Genomic DNA, 17,236 nt, shown 5'->3' with positions numbered 1-17,236 from the left:
TCTAAAGTCATTTGTAATCAATTAAAAGAATAAACTCTCCATTTGTAAAAGTCTTTTCTTGTCTTTCAAAGCTCTTCACTATTACAGTTAAACGAAAGTTATCTGTTTCTTCGGTCCATTTCATTTCCTCTAGAGAACGTGTAGGATCGGTTTGATTTGTTTCAGATGGGATGTTGAGTAACTCCGACAAGTCTACCTCTAATGACGTTTCTTCCCCTTCAATAAGTTTTACAAAGAAGTCTTCTCCGACATTACTTATTTTCACCTTCAAAGACTCACGGTTCAATGCGATGGTCTTATCAATTATCTGATGAGTAGAAAAGGTCACCACTTCATCCACACTATCCGTAGATAAAACAAGGGGCTTGCTTGAATCTAATTCAATGTAAGCATACGTCGACTCAGGTAAGTGAGAAATGTTTTGATTTTCTGAATGATAAAGATAATAATCTGAAGAAAAGCCAAACGCCTCTTCAAAATCAGAAGAGTAATCAAAATGTTTGGGTAGCCACTCCAATTGATCCAACGTTTCTTGTTGATTTAAATAATCCATACTGTAGCTAAAACGTGTTTTTTCTTTAGTAGTGAGGACATCCTTTAATGAACTTACTTTTCCAGTATCTTCGATATAAGGTTCAACAAGGGCATCCAATTTAACGGTCTGGTATTTAATTGAGGCCGGAACAGCACCGACGATAGGTAAAATAGATAAGATGCTTAAACCAATAAGTAGGAATGGGATAACTACTTTTTTTGACGATATAAAGATATAAATGAGCATACTCACTATAGAGAAAACACCGAACATCAATACAAAATAACGGTTATGCGTTAACCCTTGATCAGCGGTCTTAAGACCAGAGGAAAGGGTCTGGAAAATCGCAATAACGAGTAAAAGGTACGGGAAAAAACGACTAAACAAACGCGATATACTCTTGTTTATATTTTCAGATAGAAAGACTGTAATAATTCCAATGATTGTATAACTAATCAACATAGGTTCCAATAAGTTATCTTGCCAAAAGTCACCAGACAGATTGATTAAAATGTACACGATCAGGATTAAACTGAAAACAAGTAAGACAGGTGTGATAACGTAAGCAATCAAAATATTTAGTAAAGATGGCATGCTCTTTGCCGTATCTAAAGATGTTCCGTGTTGTTGATCATCAAGCAGTGGAAGTTGAGACAAAAAGTAAACCGGTGCAATGAACTGAAAAACGATTGCGGCACTAGAGGTGAACCAACGATAATCTAAATCATAAATCAAGGTTGTAAATGCGCCAAATATTGCGCTGATACCAACATATAGAATAAAGGAGACAAGGATGCTTGAGAAAAATGCTTTGATAAAAATAATGAGTGCATCACTAAAAGATAAACGATTAACGAGTGAGGGCAGTAAAATTAACAAAACGGATAATATAAAGTAACTAACGATTGTTCGAATTTGGCCAGCCTGGTTGAAGTCCATAGGAGCCTGTTGTAGATAAAAATAGTAGAGAATCGGTAACGACAAACTAAAAAGTTTTGCGCCCCACATAGTTCTTTTTTTGACTTTCTTTATTTCAGAAAACAATTGAATGGAAACAAGAATCATAGCCCCCAGTCCTGCACTTATAAGTTGAGGCGTATAATCCAGATTACCTTCTAAGTTTACCATCATAAGTGTATACGAAACGATCATAACGAGTGCAAGGATAGCTAGTGGGAAGCGTGAAAAAGATGCAAACCACTGTGTTTTTCTATCCATAAACCATTTTTTTATAGCCATATAAAGCCTCCTGTCAATATTTTCTATTTACTTAATTTTACGTACTTATCGATATATTTGCAATTAACTAGCCCCCTTAAAAGAAGTAATATATTACTAATGGTTCATTTGAGAATAGAATAGTTTTAATTCATGATTTTCTGTGAAAAATGATTTTATCATACCATTGTTTAGTGTATACTTATTATATTGATATATAGGAGGAGTGGGCGGACATGAAAATAAAACAATGGCTAGTTTCTTTTCTCGTAGCTATATTTGCATCTACTCTATTATTTATACCAGTAAACAAGTTACACCTTGAACAGAATGAGCAATTATATGAAGAACAGCAAACTGCTGCTAATGAACATTTAAATCGAGTCAAAACTGAAGTGAAAGCTCACCTTGATAGCAGTTTATTTTACGCAGATTTCTTTGAAATGATCATAAGTCAAAATCCTGATATTGAAGAAAGTGAGTTACTTAAATACAGTGAACTTATTGTAGAGCGCAATACATTGATTGATAATGTCAGTTTAGCTGAGGACGGTGTGATTAATTTTGTTTATCCATTAGAAGGCAATGAGGAATTAATCGGACTCAACGTGATGGAAGAGTTAGATAAGGAAATGATTCTTAAAAAGACCTATCAAGAAGACAATCATATTGCACAAGAGATTGTAGAAACGACACATGGAAATAGAAAAATTTTTAATCGCATACCGGTGATTGTTGATGATGCTGAATCTGAAAAAATTTGGGGCTCCGCAAATGTTGTTATCGATTTTGATGAATTAATTGAAAGCACACTTTATGCTAATCAAATGTATCTGTTCGATTCAGCAATTGTTGTGGAATCCGATTGGGCAAAGACCATGTCTTGGGGGAAAACGGATATCTTTAAAACAGATGCACTGAGGACATCTATCCATCTTCCAGATCAGGTTTGGCGGATTGGTACAATGCCTGTCGAAGGATGGGTTGGGGAGCAAAGTTATTACCAGCCAGAGATCATAATTTTTTATATCTTCATTGCAATTATATTCTTCCTGGTCATGTTTTTCACTCACCAATATTTCAATAAAAGAGAACTGTCTAGAACGGATATGTTGACGCAGTTACTTAATAAAAAAACGTTCGAATTATCAGCTAAGAAAACACTTAAGAAATCACGAAAGAAAAATGGTCTGCTTTTAATTGACTTTAATGATTTCAAGATAATAAACGATACTTACGGTCATTTAATGGGGGATCAAGTCTTAACCATTAGTGCGAATCGTCTGAAACATTCTTTGAAAAAACAAGATATTATTGGCCGTATTGGTGGCGATGAAATCATGATTTTAGTAAATGATGTCACTATAAGTGAATTAGAAAGCATTAAAAACCGTATTATCCAGCAGGTTGAAAAACCGATTTGCTTTCATGGGTTGACTATAACGCCATCAGTGTCAATCGGTCATACCCTGATCAGTCAGTGGGTTCCATTTGAACAACTATATGACATTGTTGATAAAAAGATGTATAGGAATAAATCCAAGCAAAAGATACAACTCTTTACGGATATGAATCATTCGCAGACAGATGTCTAGTTAGTGGTAGAAAGTGTGTTTTTTCTTTAGTTTAATGAATAAATCGAAACAAGAGTTAGGGTTATGACAAGCCTAGCTCTTGTTTTTTTATAAACGTTTATTTAATAAAGTAAGAATATAAGGAATAAAATGATCATAAAAAAGCCATGTTTGTTTGTCCTATAGAGAAAATAATGAGGAGGGTAGACTAATCATGTTCAAAAAGACACAATTTACATTAGTTTGTTTAAAGAATATTGAATTAATGCTTTATTAATCTGTTTATTTTTGTTAAACTATTCACATAAGAGAAGTGAGGAGAGAATTTAAATGAAAAAAATTATGTGTGCCTTACGTTTTATTTTTAGAAATGGAGAAACGTGGACAGTTAAACGGGAAAATATCGGAGATTTATGGATCAAGCAAGTAACAACAAGTTTTGGTCGTATAAATGAAGGTGAATTTGAAGAGATTCATCCATGTGAGTCCTTTAGAATTGAAATACTTAACGAAGCAGATCATGTGAATTCTAATGATATCAATAAAGGTGGACTTGAAGCCGGCATGTTTGCGCGTGTTAAGCAGTTCAAAGATATCGAAAAAATGGATATTTTATATCGCGACACAAAAAATGGTGAAAAACGTATGAATTTTGAAAAAGATACGATATATTTCCCCTATGCAGCACTTGATACGGATGGCCATGATAACGCACATCAAACATCGGTAGTTCTGGATGAGACCCTTTATATCGTGGTGGATCCAGAAAAAACTGTTTCAGAGATTTATCCCGAGACACAAACGTCTCTTTCATAATGTGTTCCCTTACCGCAGTCAGATGGATAACCCCCATCTGACTGTTTTTTTATGTAATTTGTAATTGTATAAGGTAATCGGTACAATAAAGATAGAGAAGTAAGTTTAAAGGAAAGCGCAAAGAACAATAGAAAATTATGAACAAATATTTACTTTTAATAAAGAGTAGGGAAGGTTTGAGTCGAGGCTGACTAAAGTTAATATCAACTATTTGAAACTAGGGATTAGGAAGTGGTTGTGTGCTTAAAAAACTTTACACTAAATTTCAAGCATTTATTGATCTTTGGTTTAATTACAGCCATACTTGCTATAAGTATCTTCTATGTATTCAGCGAACGCCTGCATTTTCATTATTTGCTTGCCAATAGTTTTTCTATCGTTATAGCGATTCTTTTCTCATGTTTTGTGACGAAACGATGTGTATTTAAGACTAAAACAGAGACGCTTAAGCAAACATTTCGAGAGTTCATCCTCTTTGTGGCGGTTAAGATGCCAGCGTCCTTACTTAATATGTTGGGATTATTTTTTTAGTACGCTTTACTTAAATTAATCCGACAGGGGGAAAAAATCAGTGTCGAAATCCTTATTGCTCTAACAGGTTACATGATAAGTAAAAAAGTAGTGTTTAAAAGATAAAAAAGGAAATGAAAACAAATAGTGAAAGGTTGATATAAATGAAAAAAGCGTTAATTAGTATCGATTACACCATGGATTTTGTGGCAGAAAAGGGAGCATTAACATGTGGTGAGCCGGGGCAAAACATCCACGATAACATGCTTAAACTGACAAAAGAGTTTTTTGAAGCTGGGGATTATGTCGCGTTTGCTATTGATAAGCACAAAGAAAATGACCTGTACCATCCTGAAAAAGACTTATTTCCACCGCATAATATCGAAGGAACCGAGGGACGTTTAATGTATGGGGACCTTGAGGCGTATTACCAAAAAATAAAAGATACAGATAATGTATATTATACTGATAAAACACGTTACAGTGCCTTTCATGGAACGGATTTGGAAACAAAGCTAAGAGAAAGAAAGATCACAGAGGTACATCTTGTGGGCGTTTGTACGGATATATGTGTGCTGCACACGGCGGTAGATGCTTATAATAAAGGCTTTTCCATTGTTGTGCACAAAGATGCTGTGGCTAGCTTTAATCAAACGGGGCATGATTGGGCCTTGGATCATTTCAAAGAAACGCTTGGCGCAACCGTCGTTTAAATGTTTTAAATGAAACTAAAATAGCCTCCGTTAACATACCCCTGGAGATATGTTAACGGAGGCCATTCACTTACCCGCTGAATTGTATATAAATATTCAAATCAAAGGCTTCATCCTCTTCGCAGACACTTTGGCTATTTTTATCATAATACTTATAAGGACCACCGTTTATATAGGCAAAAGTTGTCATAATTCCTGTTTCTAAATGGTTTTTTATATCTATATTTAAATCTTCAGGGATTTGCCCTAAATGAATGTTTTCAATATAAAAGTCAAAACTATTTTTAGCATTGGGAACAATTCTTATTTTACGTGTAAAAAAGCATTCGTATCTGTATACTTTTCTATTTACCTTTTTAATGTTTTCATTTTTCTTACCAATATAATAACGACGGGACTTATCTTTTTTTATGATTTGTTTAACAATAGTATTGATAGTCTCTTGATTAGAGCACATGTCACTGGCAGAGAAATTAAATTTATTTTGGATATTTAAAATGGTGCTGTTTTTTTTAACGGCATTAGCGCCTACAAGATCGTTTGAATACGTTGAATGTTGTTTTATAAAGTATTTTAGTTGATCATAAAGTCTCATAATCACATACTCCTTTCATAAAGGTACCAAGCCAAACATAGAATAACAAATGAAGTTGACCTAATTCTATCTTATCGATATCTAAAAATCTTTTCAAATATTATAACTCATCATTTCTAAAAGATATATCATGCTCACTTTTTTTAAAACGGGCGAGATGATTGAGGGGATGAATAAGCCAAGTCATAGCCGAGTTGACTCTTTTGTTGAAATTAAAAAAGACACTGTATATGTAAAGAAACATACGGTGTCTTTTATTATTTTATAGAAAACCTTTTATCTGGAATGGGAAAGCACAATTTTACCCATTGTATGATGCGTTTGTAGCTTTTCATAGGCTGCTTTCAGGGTATCTTCATTCATTTCTTTAAAATGTGTTTCAAGGTTAGAAGAAATAAAACCTTGTTCCACTTGATTTTTTAATTCCGTTAAATATTCGTGTTGTTTAATCCAGTCTGACGTTTTATAAACGGAGCGTGTATACATTAATTCATAACTGAAGGTGATACTTTTACCAAAGAAACGTCCGGGCAAAGGGCTTCTTAACGGTAGAAGTGAACAAACCCGACCTTGAGGATTAATAATTTTACTTACTTCATCAATGTTTTCATCCGTTTTTGCGGTAATGAAAACGGCGTCGATGTCTAAAAGGCCTAATGCCTCAAGTTGAGGGCCAAAAGGTTTTGAGTGATCAATAATATGCTTAACGCCTAAATCTTTGATGTATGCACGACTTTGTTCTCTAGAAGCTGTACCAATAACAGTGAAGCCATAATTTAAAGCGATTTGGGAGGCAATAGAGCCTACACCGCCAGCTGCACCAACAATTAGAAGGGTTACATCTTTTGGCTTTTCTTTTAAATCAAATAAGTTTAATCGGTCATGTATGACTTCATAGGAAGTAAGAGCGGTTAGGGGAAGGGCTGCGGCTTCCTCGTGTTTCAGATTTTTTGGTTTGAGAGCCACCATGCGCTCATCGATGACATGAAAATCAGCTTGAGCCCCAGTAATGTTACTTGAGCCAGGATAAAAGACGTCATCACCCTCTTTGAATAGGGATACCTTTTCCCCAACTTTTTTCACGGTTCCAGAAACATCTCTACCTAAAATAGTGAAAGATTCATCAGAAGATTTTTTCATCATTCGTGTAGCTAAATCAGTTGGATTGACACTGACTGCTTTAACTTCAACGAGTATTTCACGATCTTTGGGCTCAGGAATCGCCATTTCGATTTTTTCAAAGGGAAGTGTATTCTGTTCTTTTTGAGGATCATAAAAGCCATAAGCATTCATTTTTTTAGTCATATTTATCACCCAATCTATTTTTCTTTAGTATAACGTTTTTGAAATTGAGCGACAACTTGAATATAATAAGAATAGTATAAGATTTTCCTTTATATAAGTTTTTTGATGCTGTATTTTTATGTTCAAAGAATTTTAGGTAAGATAAAGGTAGGGTTAGCGAAAAGGAGAGAGACTATGACAAATTATATAGACAATGCCTTAAAGGTGCTTGAGAATAATTTTGATTTAAAGAAGGATGAAAAAGTAGTCATCATTACGGATGATCGTATGCGTAGCGTAGCTATTCCTTTTTATGAAGCAGCTTGCATCAAGGGGAATGAAACAGTTTTTTCTCAGTTTCCTGCAATGTATAAATCAGGGGAAGAACCTCCAGTTATTATTGCGAATGCGATGAAAGAAGCCGATGTCGCTGTGTGTGTAACGCAAGCGAGTTTAACACATACGCGTGCGAAAAAAGAAGCTGCAGCAACGGGCACACGTATTGGTACGATGCCTGGTATCACTCTTTCGATGCTTGAAAAAGGAGCCATTGAAGCAGACCCTGATAGGGTTGAAGAGATGACATATTATTTTACTGACTTATTGGAACGTTCAAGTGAAGTGAAAATTGAAAAGGATGGGGAAATACTTACTTTTTCAATTAGCGACCGCAAGGGGATAGCAAGTACGGGAATCTTCCGTGAGAAAGGGCAAGCTGGAAATGTTCCTTCCGGAGAAGCCTATATTGCACCGATTGAAGATTCAGCAAATGGAAAACTTGTCGTGGATGGTTCCATTGCTCAGCTAGGTAAAGTTAAATCACCTGTAACGTTGACGGTGAAAGACGGGAAACTTGTTGCTGCATCCGGAAAGCAAGGAAGTGAACTTCTTGAGCTTTTGGGCACAGAAGCGGGAAAAACGATTGCAGAGTTTGGGATAGGAACGAATCCAACAGCACGAATTACCGGTGTCGTTTTGGAAGATGAAAAAGTATTTGGGACGGTTCATATTGCTTTTGGGTCCAATAAACCCTTTGGTGGTGTGACAGAAGCTGGAGTACACATTGATTGTGTACTAAAGGAACCAACCTTTTGGATAGATGGTAAAAAGATTATGGAAAAAGGAAGAGTTTTGGATCCAGCCTTTCCAAACGGATAAGAAAAATAAAAGCGGCTAGGACGTTTGCGTCCTAGCCGCTTTTATGCGAGCAAATAAATGATATGCGGTGCAACGTGTGTAAATATACTTAAGACAGATATTATGTCAAAAGTGAATCAGAACAAGTCGAGCTGTTGGGGACCCAAACCATCGAAGGTGAGACCAAGTAAGGCTTGTAGTTCTTTGGCATTTTGTGCTGCATGACCTCCTGAATTATTATTGAAAATAACACAAACATCACTCGTTTCCTTTTCGAGTTGACTGACTATGTCTGCGAACGATTGGAGTTCTTCAATTGAGTAATTGTAAAGTGTGCGTTCAGCCCGCCAGTTTACAACGTCCTCACCCAACCAACCGTCGTAATTGCGCCCATGTAAGCGTAAAATGCTCAAAGAGGATGTCTTTTCAATAATTTTGGGGACACTATTATTAGGGGTTTGGGGCTGATCAACGATAACGTTTGTCCAGTTTTGTTGTTTCAACAAAGCCAACGTTTGTGCTTTGTTTTTTTCACTAAACCAACTGGGATGGCGAAATTCAACAGCAATTGGTAAATCCTTCATCTGCTTTTTTACAAAGCGCAAGTAAGTGACATGTTTTTTTACACAATCAAAATAGGGTGGAAACTGAAAGAGAATGGCCTTTACCCTGTTTTGTGAAAGCATGGGGTGGAAGGCCCTTTTAAAAGCATCAAAGGCTTCTTCCAATGTATCATAGCTTTCCTTATAGGATTTATGTAGGGTCAAAACATTGTTGGCCTTTGGGATAAATTGAAATGTTTTTGGTGTTTGATCCAACCAATTATTTATCGTTTTTTCTTTAGGAATCCCGTAAAAGCTCGTATCGACTTCCACAACAGGGAAGTGTCCAGCATAGGCAGTAAGCTTGTTGTCGGTGCTGCGCTGGATGAGAGGGTGATCGGTCCAGCCTGTAAGTCCGAGAGTAATCATTTATCGTTACCCTCTTGTTTGCTTTCAATGTCTTCAATGACAGATACCAGTAATGCTTTATAATCCATTTGGATAGAATCCGCAAAGGGATGGAGGGCTTTTACTCGGCGACTCCGCTTTGATGACCGCCGTTCTTTGGCGGAAAGGTGGCGTCCATCGATAAGTTTTTGAATAATAGCATCTGTGTATGCATAGCCATCGTGGTGTAAAACATGGCAGCCTTTGGGTAGAAGCATGGACGCTAGCCCATAATCTTGCGTAATAACAATATCATTCGGCTTCGCAATCCCAACGATTTTAAAATCAGCCTGATCACTCCCACGTTCGACCCATAGCTGACTGACATGGTTGGGGACCTTTTTTGTTGAGAAATGAGCAATACTCGCAACAAGCATAACTTCTAAATCATACTGCTTAGCCACTGTTATGGTTTCTTCTTTTGTAGGACAAGCGTCAGCATCAATAATTATTTTAACAGTCATCATCCTTTCTAAAGGTGTTTCTTTTAATTTTGGAGTCTATTTAATAAAAACAAGCTAAAAATAATAAAAGAACACACCTGTGCTTTTTATTTATATCTAAAAAATACCACATACCTATATGGGGGGGTTAATCATCACGAATATCTAAGCCGAGTAAATCGAGAAAGCGAATGGCCTGCGAGTGATTTACGATGGCACCTTTAACCGCATCAATATCCACAGATAACTGTTCAAAAGAGGCTTTACTGAGATCGATTCCTTTTAAAGAAGTGCGTGTAAAGTTTACTTCATCAAGCAAGCTTTCAGTAAAACGGATATCAGACCAACGAATGTCCAAAAAATCTGTTTCCTTGAGTTGTGTTTGGTTGAACTCACAAATAGTTAGCGCACTGAATCCGAAACTACAGAGTGTTAGAATGCAATCATCGAAAAGCATATCTTCCAGTTTGACATCGTTAAATAAGGTGCCACTAAAGCGACACTTTATAAATTCAAGACGTTTCATTGTGACGTTAGAGAAGACCCCACTGACAAAATGACAGTTTTCAAAGATGACGTCTCTAAAATAGCCGGCTTCTAAATCAACGCCTTCAAATTGCACGTTTTTAAAGCGGACTGTTTTGAACTCAAGTCGATTAATGTCATGCATCGTGACGACACAGTCTCTGATCTCAACATATTCAATGTAGGGATCATCTAAATCAAAACTGTTATCAAAGGTCTGAGAATCAAGATGCATCGGGACTTTGGGTTGTTTTCTGTTTTTCATAATGAATCTGCTCCTTTAATTGAAGTATAACATGTTAAGCGAAATGAATAATAAGAAAGAGAAACATTTTCTTTTTCAACCTAATCTTTGTTATAATATAAAGATGAACATTTAATGCACGAGAAAAGGAACCTTTTTTTGTGAAAAGAAACAATATTCAATAAATATTAGGTTAAAGGACTGACAAAACCTTATGAAAAAACAAACCTTTCCAGAGATGACATTGACAAGTCTGGCAAGTAATTATCCGACTTTTCTGCAAGGAAAAGAGCTTTATAAAAAGGGACAAATACAAAGTCTGAAAGCCGATGAAACAAATAATACGGTTCAGACAATGGTAGATGATAAACAACTGCAGACTGTGCATCTTCGTTTTTACCCCAATGGTGTTGCACGAAAGTACCATTGTACGTGTAAGGCGTTTGAGAAGAATGCGGGCGCTTGCCGTCACGTTATTGCTTCAATGATGTACCTTAATGATTTGGATGCTGAAGAGTTGACTGCTGAAGAGTCGACTGCTGAGAAGACGACTCAGAATAAAACAGTGTCACCTTCGATGTTTTCTTATAAAAAGAGTGAGAAAGCAATTAATGCACTGATTCATTACTCGAAAAAAGAAATTTCCCGTCAGACAGATATTCTTTATAAAGAGCCTGTCTACGTTGAGTATATTCTAAATGTCAGTGGAACGAGAGCGAATCCGATTTATGATCTTTACTTCAAAGTTGGGAAAGATTATCTGTATGTTATTAAAAACAGTACCCAGCTTATTTCAGATATTGCCAATGATGAAGAGATTGTCTTTGGTAAAAACTTTACCTATAATACAGACGACTATACTCTGATGCCGGAAGATATGGAGGTGTTTGATCGTTTAAATGAAATACAGACGGTCATTAAATCTGTACTTCCAATGGGATACGAAAATCAATTTTTGAACAAAGACAGTTTCACTTTGCCCGCATCTTACATCAAAGAATTGCTGACTTTACTCGATAAAACAATGGGGGCTTTTGTTCGTTTTGGACGGCCACCGAGACAGCTGAGTCAGGCAGACAGAGGCGAAACGCTTGAAGTTCGCCAAGACTTATCAGAACTTAATCTCGCTTTTAGTATTGATAAAATTGATAATCTGTTTCATTTCAAACTGACAGATGCAAAAGTGAATATAAATGATTTATCTTTTCATGATCAGACAAAAATGATTGAATACGAGCACATTTTTTACTTTTCTGAGTCACCGCACTATGAACTGATTAAGCAGATCATAGAGGGACTCAAGGAATCTGGTTCAGATACGCTGGTTATGCGACGTCAAGAACTTGAAACGTTTTTATCCGTGACCTTAAGTCAGCTCGAACAAATCGTTGATGTTAAAATGGATGAGGATGTCTTGGCGCTATTGCATCAGGCACCTTTTGAGGCACAGCTTTATATGGACACTCAAAACGACAATTTACTTGTACGCCCTGTGTTCACTTATGGAAATGTGACGATTTATCCGCTTCAAGAAAGCGCATCGTACAAAGATGATTCGATTGTGGTACGTCAATGGGGAGAAGAGTCCAAGGTGTTGGGTCGTTTATTTAAAGAGATTCCTCTGCCTGCACGAAAAGGTGATGTCTGGGAACTGACACATACGGATACGATTAGTGGTTTTCTGTATGATTCCCTTCCAGGTTTAGCTGATGATATGGATGTTTTCCTTTCTCAATCTGCTAGAAGTCTGCTTTATAGCCCATCTAAGCAGCCACAAATTACGATGGAAATGCGTGAATCATCCAACTTATTGGATATTTCATTCGACACCGAAGATATATCTACGGATGAATTAAAAGACTTGCTTAAAGAACTTGAAAAAAATCAATCCTATTATCGCTTATCAAATGGTCAAATTGTCAATCTTAAAGACCCAGCTTTCCAAGCAATGCGCCGCGCTAAGGATTCTTTGGATATTGAAGACGATGAACTTGAAAAAGACATGACGGTTTCTGTATTCCAAGGGCTTTCAGCTATGGAAGAAGACACGATTCAAACCGGTCAGGAATTTAAAAAACTGGTAAAGCAGCTGTTTTCACCGGAAGACTTAACATTCGAACTGCCAGAAAAGTTAGAAGCTGACATGAGACCTTACCAAGTTACTGGATTCAAATGGTTGAAAAGCTTGGATCATTATGGCTTCGGGGGCGTTTTAGCCGATGATATGGGCTTAGGAAAAACGATTCAAACCATTGCTTTCCTTCAGTCAAAAATTGAGTCTGAAAAAGGAAAATATCTGATCATTTGTCCATCAAGTGTGTTATTTAACTGGCGCCATGAATGGGATAAATTTGTTCCAGACACAGACACAATCATTATTTCTGGAAGCAAAGAAGAACGTGAGCAAAAGCGTCAGGAAGCCATTGATAAAGATATTCCAATATGGATTACGAGTTACCCATTAATCCAACGTGATTTTGATTTATACAAAGAAGACACGTTCAAAACAATCATTCTTGACGAGTCGCAAAATGTTAAAAACAGTGCGGCCAAAACAACGAAGGCTGTAAAACGATTGACTTCTGAAACCAAAATCGCTTTATCCGGAACGCCGATTGAGAACCACTTGGGTGAATTGTGGTCCTTGTTCTCGATTATTCAACCTGGGTTATTCAGAAATAAGAAGGCCTTCCAGTCAATGGAACAAGAGCGTATTGCGGCTAAAATCAAACCATTTATCTTAAGACGTTTGAAACGAGATGTTCTTGATGACTTACCAGAAAAAACAGAAACAACGGAGTATATTGAATTATCTGAAGGACAAAAACGCTTGTATCAGACACAGCGTGCAGCCATTAAGCAAGAACTGAAAGAGTTGGTCGATTCAGACACCTTGAAAACCAATCGCATTAAAGTACTTGCTGGGATGACGCGTCTGCGACAAATCTGTTGTGACCCTAAACTAATCATGCCAGATTATGAAGGGGAATCCTCCAAACTTGAACGATTGATGGAGTACCTGAAAGAAGCGAGAGCCAACGGAAAACGTGTTGTTCTGTTTTCTCAATTCACATCCATGCTTAAAATTATCCGTGAACGTTTAGATGATATTGATGTCGACTACCACTATCTAGACGGACAGACTAAAAATGAGGAACGATTGAATCTGACAACCCGTTTCAATACTGGAGAGAAAGACTTGTTCTTAATTTCCTTGAAAGCAGGCGGCACAGGCCTTAACTTAACAGGTGGGGACACCGTGATACTCTTTGACTCCTGGTGGAATCCAGCGATTGAAGATCAAGCGGCCGACCGTGTGCATCGGTTTGGACAGAAAAAATCAGTTCAAATTATTCGCTTCATCACGACTGGAACCATTGAAGAGAGAATCAATGATCTACAGGATAAAAAACGTGAACTGGTCGATTCTGTTATCACGAAAGGCAATAAAGAGTCCGTTACCAGCCTTTCAACAGAAGAAATTCTGGAACTTCTCTACGAAGATTAAAGAAAGAAACAGTTTAGCGTTTAAAAAAAGTGTGATAGCTTCCGGTATATTTGAGTGGACGCTCAGATATGCCGGAAGTTTTTTTCGAGGAGAGTGGCAAGAAGTTGTGTGTACGCGAATCTTTTTTGAGACGTCCAAAAAGTAATCGGCTAAGCTCAAATGCATGCGATTTTTTCTAGTGCTTAAGATGTCCTTTTAAAAAAATAAGTTGTTTTATTCAATGAAAACAAATGCTAGGCCGAGTCTTTTATTATGGCTAGGGGTCTGTGCTATACTGACTATGAGAGTGAACGAGTGGAGGATTTATGTGAAAGACAAGATTATCGTTATAGTGGGGCCTACAGCTGTTGGGAAAACCCAGTTGGGTATCACACTTGCTAAGTCATTTAATGGGGAAGTTATTAATGGCGATTCGATGCAAGTGTATGAAAAATTAGATATTGGTACGGCGAAAGTAACAGAAGATGAAGCAGAAGGAATAGCACACCATCTCATCGATATAAAAACGCCCAATGAGAGCTATTCTGTTTCCGACTTCAAAAAAGATGCCAGAGAAAAAATAGCTGCACTAGGTGATAAGGGTAAACTACCCATCATTGTTGGTGGAACCGGCTTATATATTGAATCACTTTTATTTGATATGACACATGGCGGTAAGGCCGAACCTAATCCGGCTTTTCGTGAAGAAATGACTCGTTTTGCTCATGAAAAAGGACGGGAAGCATTGCATCAAAGACTGAACGAGAAGGATCCAAAAGCAGCAGCATCTATTCATCCAAACAATGCAAGGCGAGTGATCCGCGCACTTGAAGTGATACATGAAACGGGAAAACCGTTTTCTGACTATCAAAATGAACGTAAAAAAGAACCTGTTTTCGATGCTTATGTGATTGCCTTAGATACTGAACGTCATGTGCTGTATGACCGTATCAATCGTCGTGTGGATAAGATGATGGATAAGGGGTTACTTTTGGAAGTAAGTTGGCTTTATGAAACATATAAAGGAGATGTCCAAAGTAAAAAAGGCATTGGATACAAAGAATTCCAAGGTTATTTACGTGGAGACCAGGCATATGATGATGCCGTTATGCTGGTTAAACAACACTCAAGAAATTATGCTAAAAGACAGCTAACCTGGTTTAAAAATCGCTTCCAGGTGACTGAGTGGGCAGATTTAGTACAAAATCCAACAGCTATTGAAAAAATTAAAAACAACATCCAAAATTTTATAGAGGGTGATTAAATGGAAAAAGATAAAGTATATGAAAAAGTTATAATTGTAGGCATTGAAAAACAACACGAGGAAGAAGCGTTCAACTATTCCTTTGATGAACTCGAGCAACTTGTTGAAAATGCGGGAGGGAAAGTTGTTGCTCGCTTGTCACAAAAAAGAGAGCGTCCCGATCATAAAACGGTCATTGGTAAGGGGAAAGTCAATGAACTCAAGACCCTGGTCGAAGAATTGGATGCACAGACTGTCGTATTCAACTTGGAATTGTCGCCAAGCCATGTAAGAAATATTCAAGAAATAATTGATACGAAAGTGATTGACCGTATTCAAGTCATTTTGGATATTTTCGCTTTACGCGCCAAGAGTAAGGAAGGCCGCCTGCAAGTGGAACTGGCCCAACTGTCATATATCTTACCGCGACTTGCTGGGCAAGGCGTTAATATGTCACGCCTTGGTGCAGGCATCGGGACACGTGGTCCAGGGGAAACAAAATTAGAAACCGACCGGCGTCATATTCAAAGTCAAATGTCGGATATCAAACACGAGCTCAAAAAATATGCTGCGCACAGAAAGCGTAGTCGTGAAAAGCGTAAAAATAATAATGTGTATCAAATCGGATTAATTGGCTATACGAATGCTGGGAAATCAACGGTGCTGAATCAATTAACTGAGGCAGATACCTATGAGAAGGATCAACTCTTTGCGACGCTTGATCCTTTGACGAGAAAGTTTGAACTCCCAAGAGGCATGCAAGTGACGCTTACAGACACGGTTGGCTTTATTCAAGAATTACCGACTCAACTGATTGAAGCCTTTAAATCCACTTTGGAAGAATCGATGGACGTCGACTTACTTTTACATGTTATTGATGCTTCCGCAGCTAATTTGAAAGCTCATGAACAAACCGTCTTATCCTTATTAAAAGAGTTAGGAATGGATGAAATCCCAACCTTACATGTTTATAACAAGCGCGATCTTGTTAAAGGCCCTGTTCCTTCAACGCTTTATCCAAATATCGTCATCTCTGCTCAAGATGATAATGATTTAGAAGGCTTGCGTAGAAAGATAGAGGCTGAGATGAGAAAGAATATGAAGGTATATCAATTGGAAATCCCAAGCCATCGCGGCGACTTGCTCATCGAAATCAGGCAGCAAACCTTACTTGAACGTCAACTATTTGACGAAGAAAGCCAAGTCTACTACGTTGAAGGCTACGCCAAGAAAAACTCGAAATGGCTAACGAAACATTAACTGCATCTAGAAAATTTAACGCAAAATACTAAATAAAACCCAGTAGGCGCGTGCATTTGCTCCTACTGGGTTTTATTTGATTGGGCTTTTGATTGAGATAGAGAGTCGACCGCCGTCGACTCTCCTCAGCATTGAAAAAGTTGTCGTGTGTCTTAGTTTGAGTGAGGGTTCGGACACACATTGAAGAAAAAAGGAGAGTAGTGGTCGAAGACAGGCGTCTTCGACATATTCGAAAAATAAAACGTATCGGAGTGTCCGAAGTCAGGCGAGATTCGGACAAACATTGAAGAAAAAATGAGAGTGGTGGTCGAAGACAGGCGTCTTCGACACATTCAAAGAATAAAACGAATCGGAATGTCCGAAGTCAGGTGATATTCGGACACACATTGAAGAAAAAATGAGAGTGGTGGTCGAAGACAGGCGTCTTCGACATATTCGAAAAATAAAACGTATCGGAATGTCCGAAGTCAGGTGACATTCGGACACACATTGAAGAAAAAAGGAGAGTAATGGTCGAAGATGCGCACCCGCGCATCTGCTATGTATAGCAGTGCTGCCCTTCCCAAAATCACTATTCCAAACAAACGAACTAACCAATCAAGCTATGTGAAAAGTGCAATTTAGACTGTAGCCGTGTATACTTATACATAACACAACTGAACA

General features: G+C 37.5%; 14 protein-coding genes. 8 read left to right on the top strand and 6 right to left on the bottom strand.

The genetic code is table 11. From position 1 onward, the window contains the following. Positions 1 to 7: 7 nt before the first annotated feature. The gene (locus BMX83_RS02130) at positions 8 to 1,774 is read right to left on the bottom strand and encodes a DUF4153 domain-containing protein (RefSeq protein WP_091632687.1); all 1,767 of its coding nucleotides are present in this window, start codon (positions 1,772 to 1,774) and stop codon (positions 8 to 10) included. Positions 1,775 to 1,989: 215 nt separating this feature from the next. Here BMX83_RS02130 and BMX83_RS02125 point away from each other — a divergent pair, with 215 nt between their 5' ends. The 4 genes from BMX83_RS02125 to BMX83_RS02110 all read left to right on the top strand — a co-directional run bounded on the left by BMX83_RS02125 (position 1,990) and on the right by BMX83_RS02110 (position 5,366). Then, the gene (locus tag BMX83_RS02125; protein ID WP_091632684.1) at positions 1,990 to 3,348 is read left to right on the top strand and encodes a sensor domain-containing diguanylate cyclase; all 1,359 of its coding nucleotides are present in this window, start codon (positions 1,990 to 1,992) and stop codon (positions 3,346 to 3,348) included. Positions 3,349 to 3,657: 309 nt separating this feature from the next. Next, the gene (locus BMX83_RS02120; RefSeq protein ID WP_091632681.1) at positions 3,658 to 4,143 is read left to right on the top strand and encodes a hypothetical protein; all 486 of its coding nucleotides are present in this window, start codon (positions 3,658 to 3,660) and stop codon (positions 4,141 to 4,143) included. Positions 4,144 to 4,374: 231 nt separating this feature from the next. Continuing rightward, positions 4,375 to 4,674, top strand: a complete 300-nt coding sequence (locus BMX83_RS11165) for a GtrA family protein (protein ID WP_091632678.1) — start codon at positions 4,375 to 4,377, stop codon at positions 4,672 to 4,674. 143 nt (positions 4,675 to 4,817) lie between these two features. Beyond that, positions 4,818 to 5,366 (top strand): cysteine hydrolase family protein, encoded by a 549-nt coding sequence (locus BMX83_RS02110; RefSeq protein WP_091632675.1) that lies wholly within the window; start codon positions 4,818 to 4,820, stop codon positions 5,364 to 5,366. A gap of 70 nt (positions 5,367 to 5,436) precedes the next feature. Here BMX83_RS02110 and BMX83_RS02105 read toward each other — a convergent pair whose 3' ends face one another. Further along, positions 5,437 to 5,961, bottom strand: coding sequence for a hypothetical protein (locus BMX83_RS02105; RefSeq protein ID WP_091632673.1), 525 nt, complete (start codon positions 5,959 to 5,961; stop codon positions 5,437 to 5,439). Between the two features lie 276 nt (positions 5,962 to 6,237). Further along, positions 6,238 to 7,266, bottom strand: a complete 1,029-nt coding sequence (locus BMX83_RS02100; RefSeq protein WP_091632670.1) for a zinc-binding alcohol dehydrogenase family protein — start codon at positions 7,264 to 7,266, stop codon at positions 6,238 to 6,240. A 174-nt stretch (positions 7,267 to 7,440) separates the two neighbouring features. Here BMX83_RS02100 and BMX83_RS02095 point away from each other — a divergent pair, with 174 nt between their 5' ends. After that, positions 7,441 to 8,403 carry an aminopeptidase gene (locus BMX83_RS02095; RefSeq protein WP_091632667.1) on the top strand — a complete coding sequence of 321 codons (963 nt, stop codon included), beginning with the start codon at positions 7,441 to 7,443 and terminating at the stop codon, positions 8,401 to 8,403. A 116-nt stretch (positions 8,404 to 8,519) separates the two neighbouring features. Here the strand turns inward: BMX83_RS02095 and BMX83_RS02090 are convergent, their stop codons facing one another. From BMX83_RS02090 to BMX83_RS02080, 3 genes are all read right to left on the bottom strand, one after another. Beyond that, positions 8,520 to 9,353, bottom strand: coding sequence for a DUF72 domain-containing protein (locus tag BMX83_RS02090; protein ID WP_091632664.1), 834 nt, complete (start codon positions 9,351 to 9,353; stop codon positions 8,520 to 8,522). Next, positions 9,350 to 9,835, bottom strand: coding sequence for a DUF188 domain-containing protein (locus BMX83_RS02085; protein ID WP_177170459.1), 486 nt, complete (start codon positions 9,833 to 9,835; stop codon positions 9,350 to 9,352). The genes BMX83_RS02090 and BMX83_RS02085 overlap by 4 nt, the downstream gene beginning before the upstream one ends. A 127-nt stretch (positions 9,836 to 9,962) precedes the next feature. Then, a complete protein-coding gene (locus tag BMX83_RS02080; protein WP_091632658.1) occupies positions 9,963 to 10,604 on the bottom strand; it encodes a pentapeptide repeat-containing protein in 642 nt (213 codons plus the stop codon). Between the two features lie 193 nt (positions 10,605 to 10,797). On the opposite strand from BMX83_RS02080, the gene BMX83_RS02075 reads away from it, so the two are divergent. The 3 genes from BMX83_RS02075 to hflX all read left to right on the top strand — a co-directional run bounded on the left by BMX83_RS02075 (position 10,798) and on the right by hflX (position 16,573). Then, positions 10,798 to 14,091 (top strand): DEAD/DEAH box helicase, encoded by a 3,294-nt coding sequence (locus BMX83_RS02075; RefSeq protein ID WP_091632655.1) that lies wholly within the window; start codon positions 10,798 to 10,800, stop codon positions 14,089 to 14,091. 280 nt (positions 14,092 to 14,371) lie between these two features. Beyond that, positions 14,372 to 15,334: a tRNA (adenosine(37)-N6)-dimethylallyltransferase MiaA gene (miaA, locus tag BMX83_RS02070; RefSeq protein WP_177170464.1), complete on the top strand. Its 963-nt coding sequence runs from the start codon at positions 14,372 to 14,374 to the stop codon at positions 15,332 to 15,334. Beyond that, positions 15,335 to 16,573 (top strand): GTPase HflX, encoded by a 1,239-nt coding sequence (hflX, locus tag BMX83_RS02065; protein WP_091632651.1) that lies wholly within the window; start codon positions 15,335 to 15,337, stop codon positions 16,571 to 16,573. Positions 16,574 to 17,236 lie beyond the last annotated feature (663 nt).

The sequence above is a fragment of the Alkalibacterium gilvum genome (genome assembly GCF_900109085.1).
Lineage (GTDB): Bacteria > Bacillota > Bacilli > Lactobacillales > Carnobacteriaceae_A > Alkalibacterium > Alkalibacterium gilvum.
The sequence above is the reverse complement of the archived record's forward strand: the minus strand, read 5'-3'. Positions and strand labels throughout refer to the sequence as shown.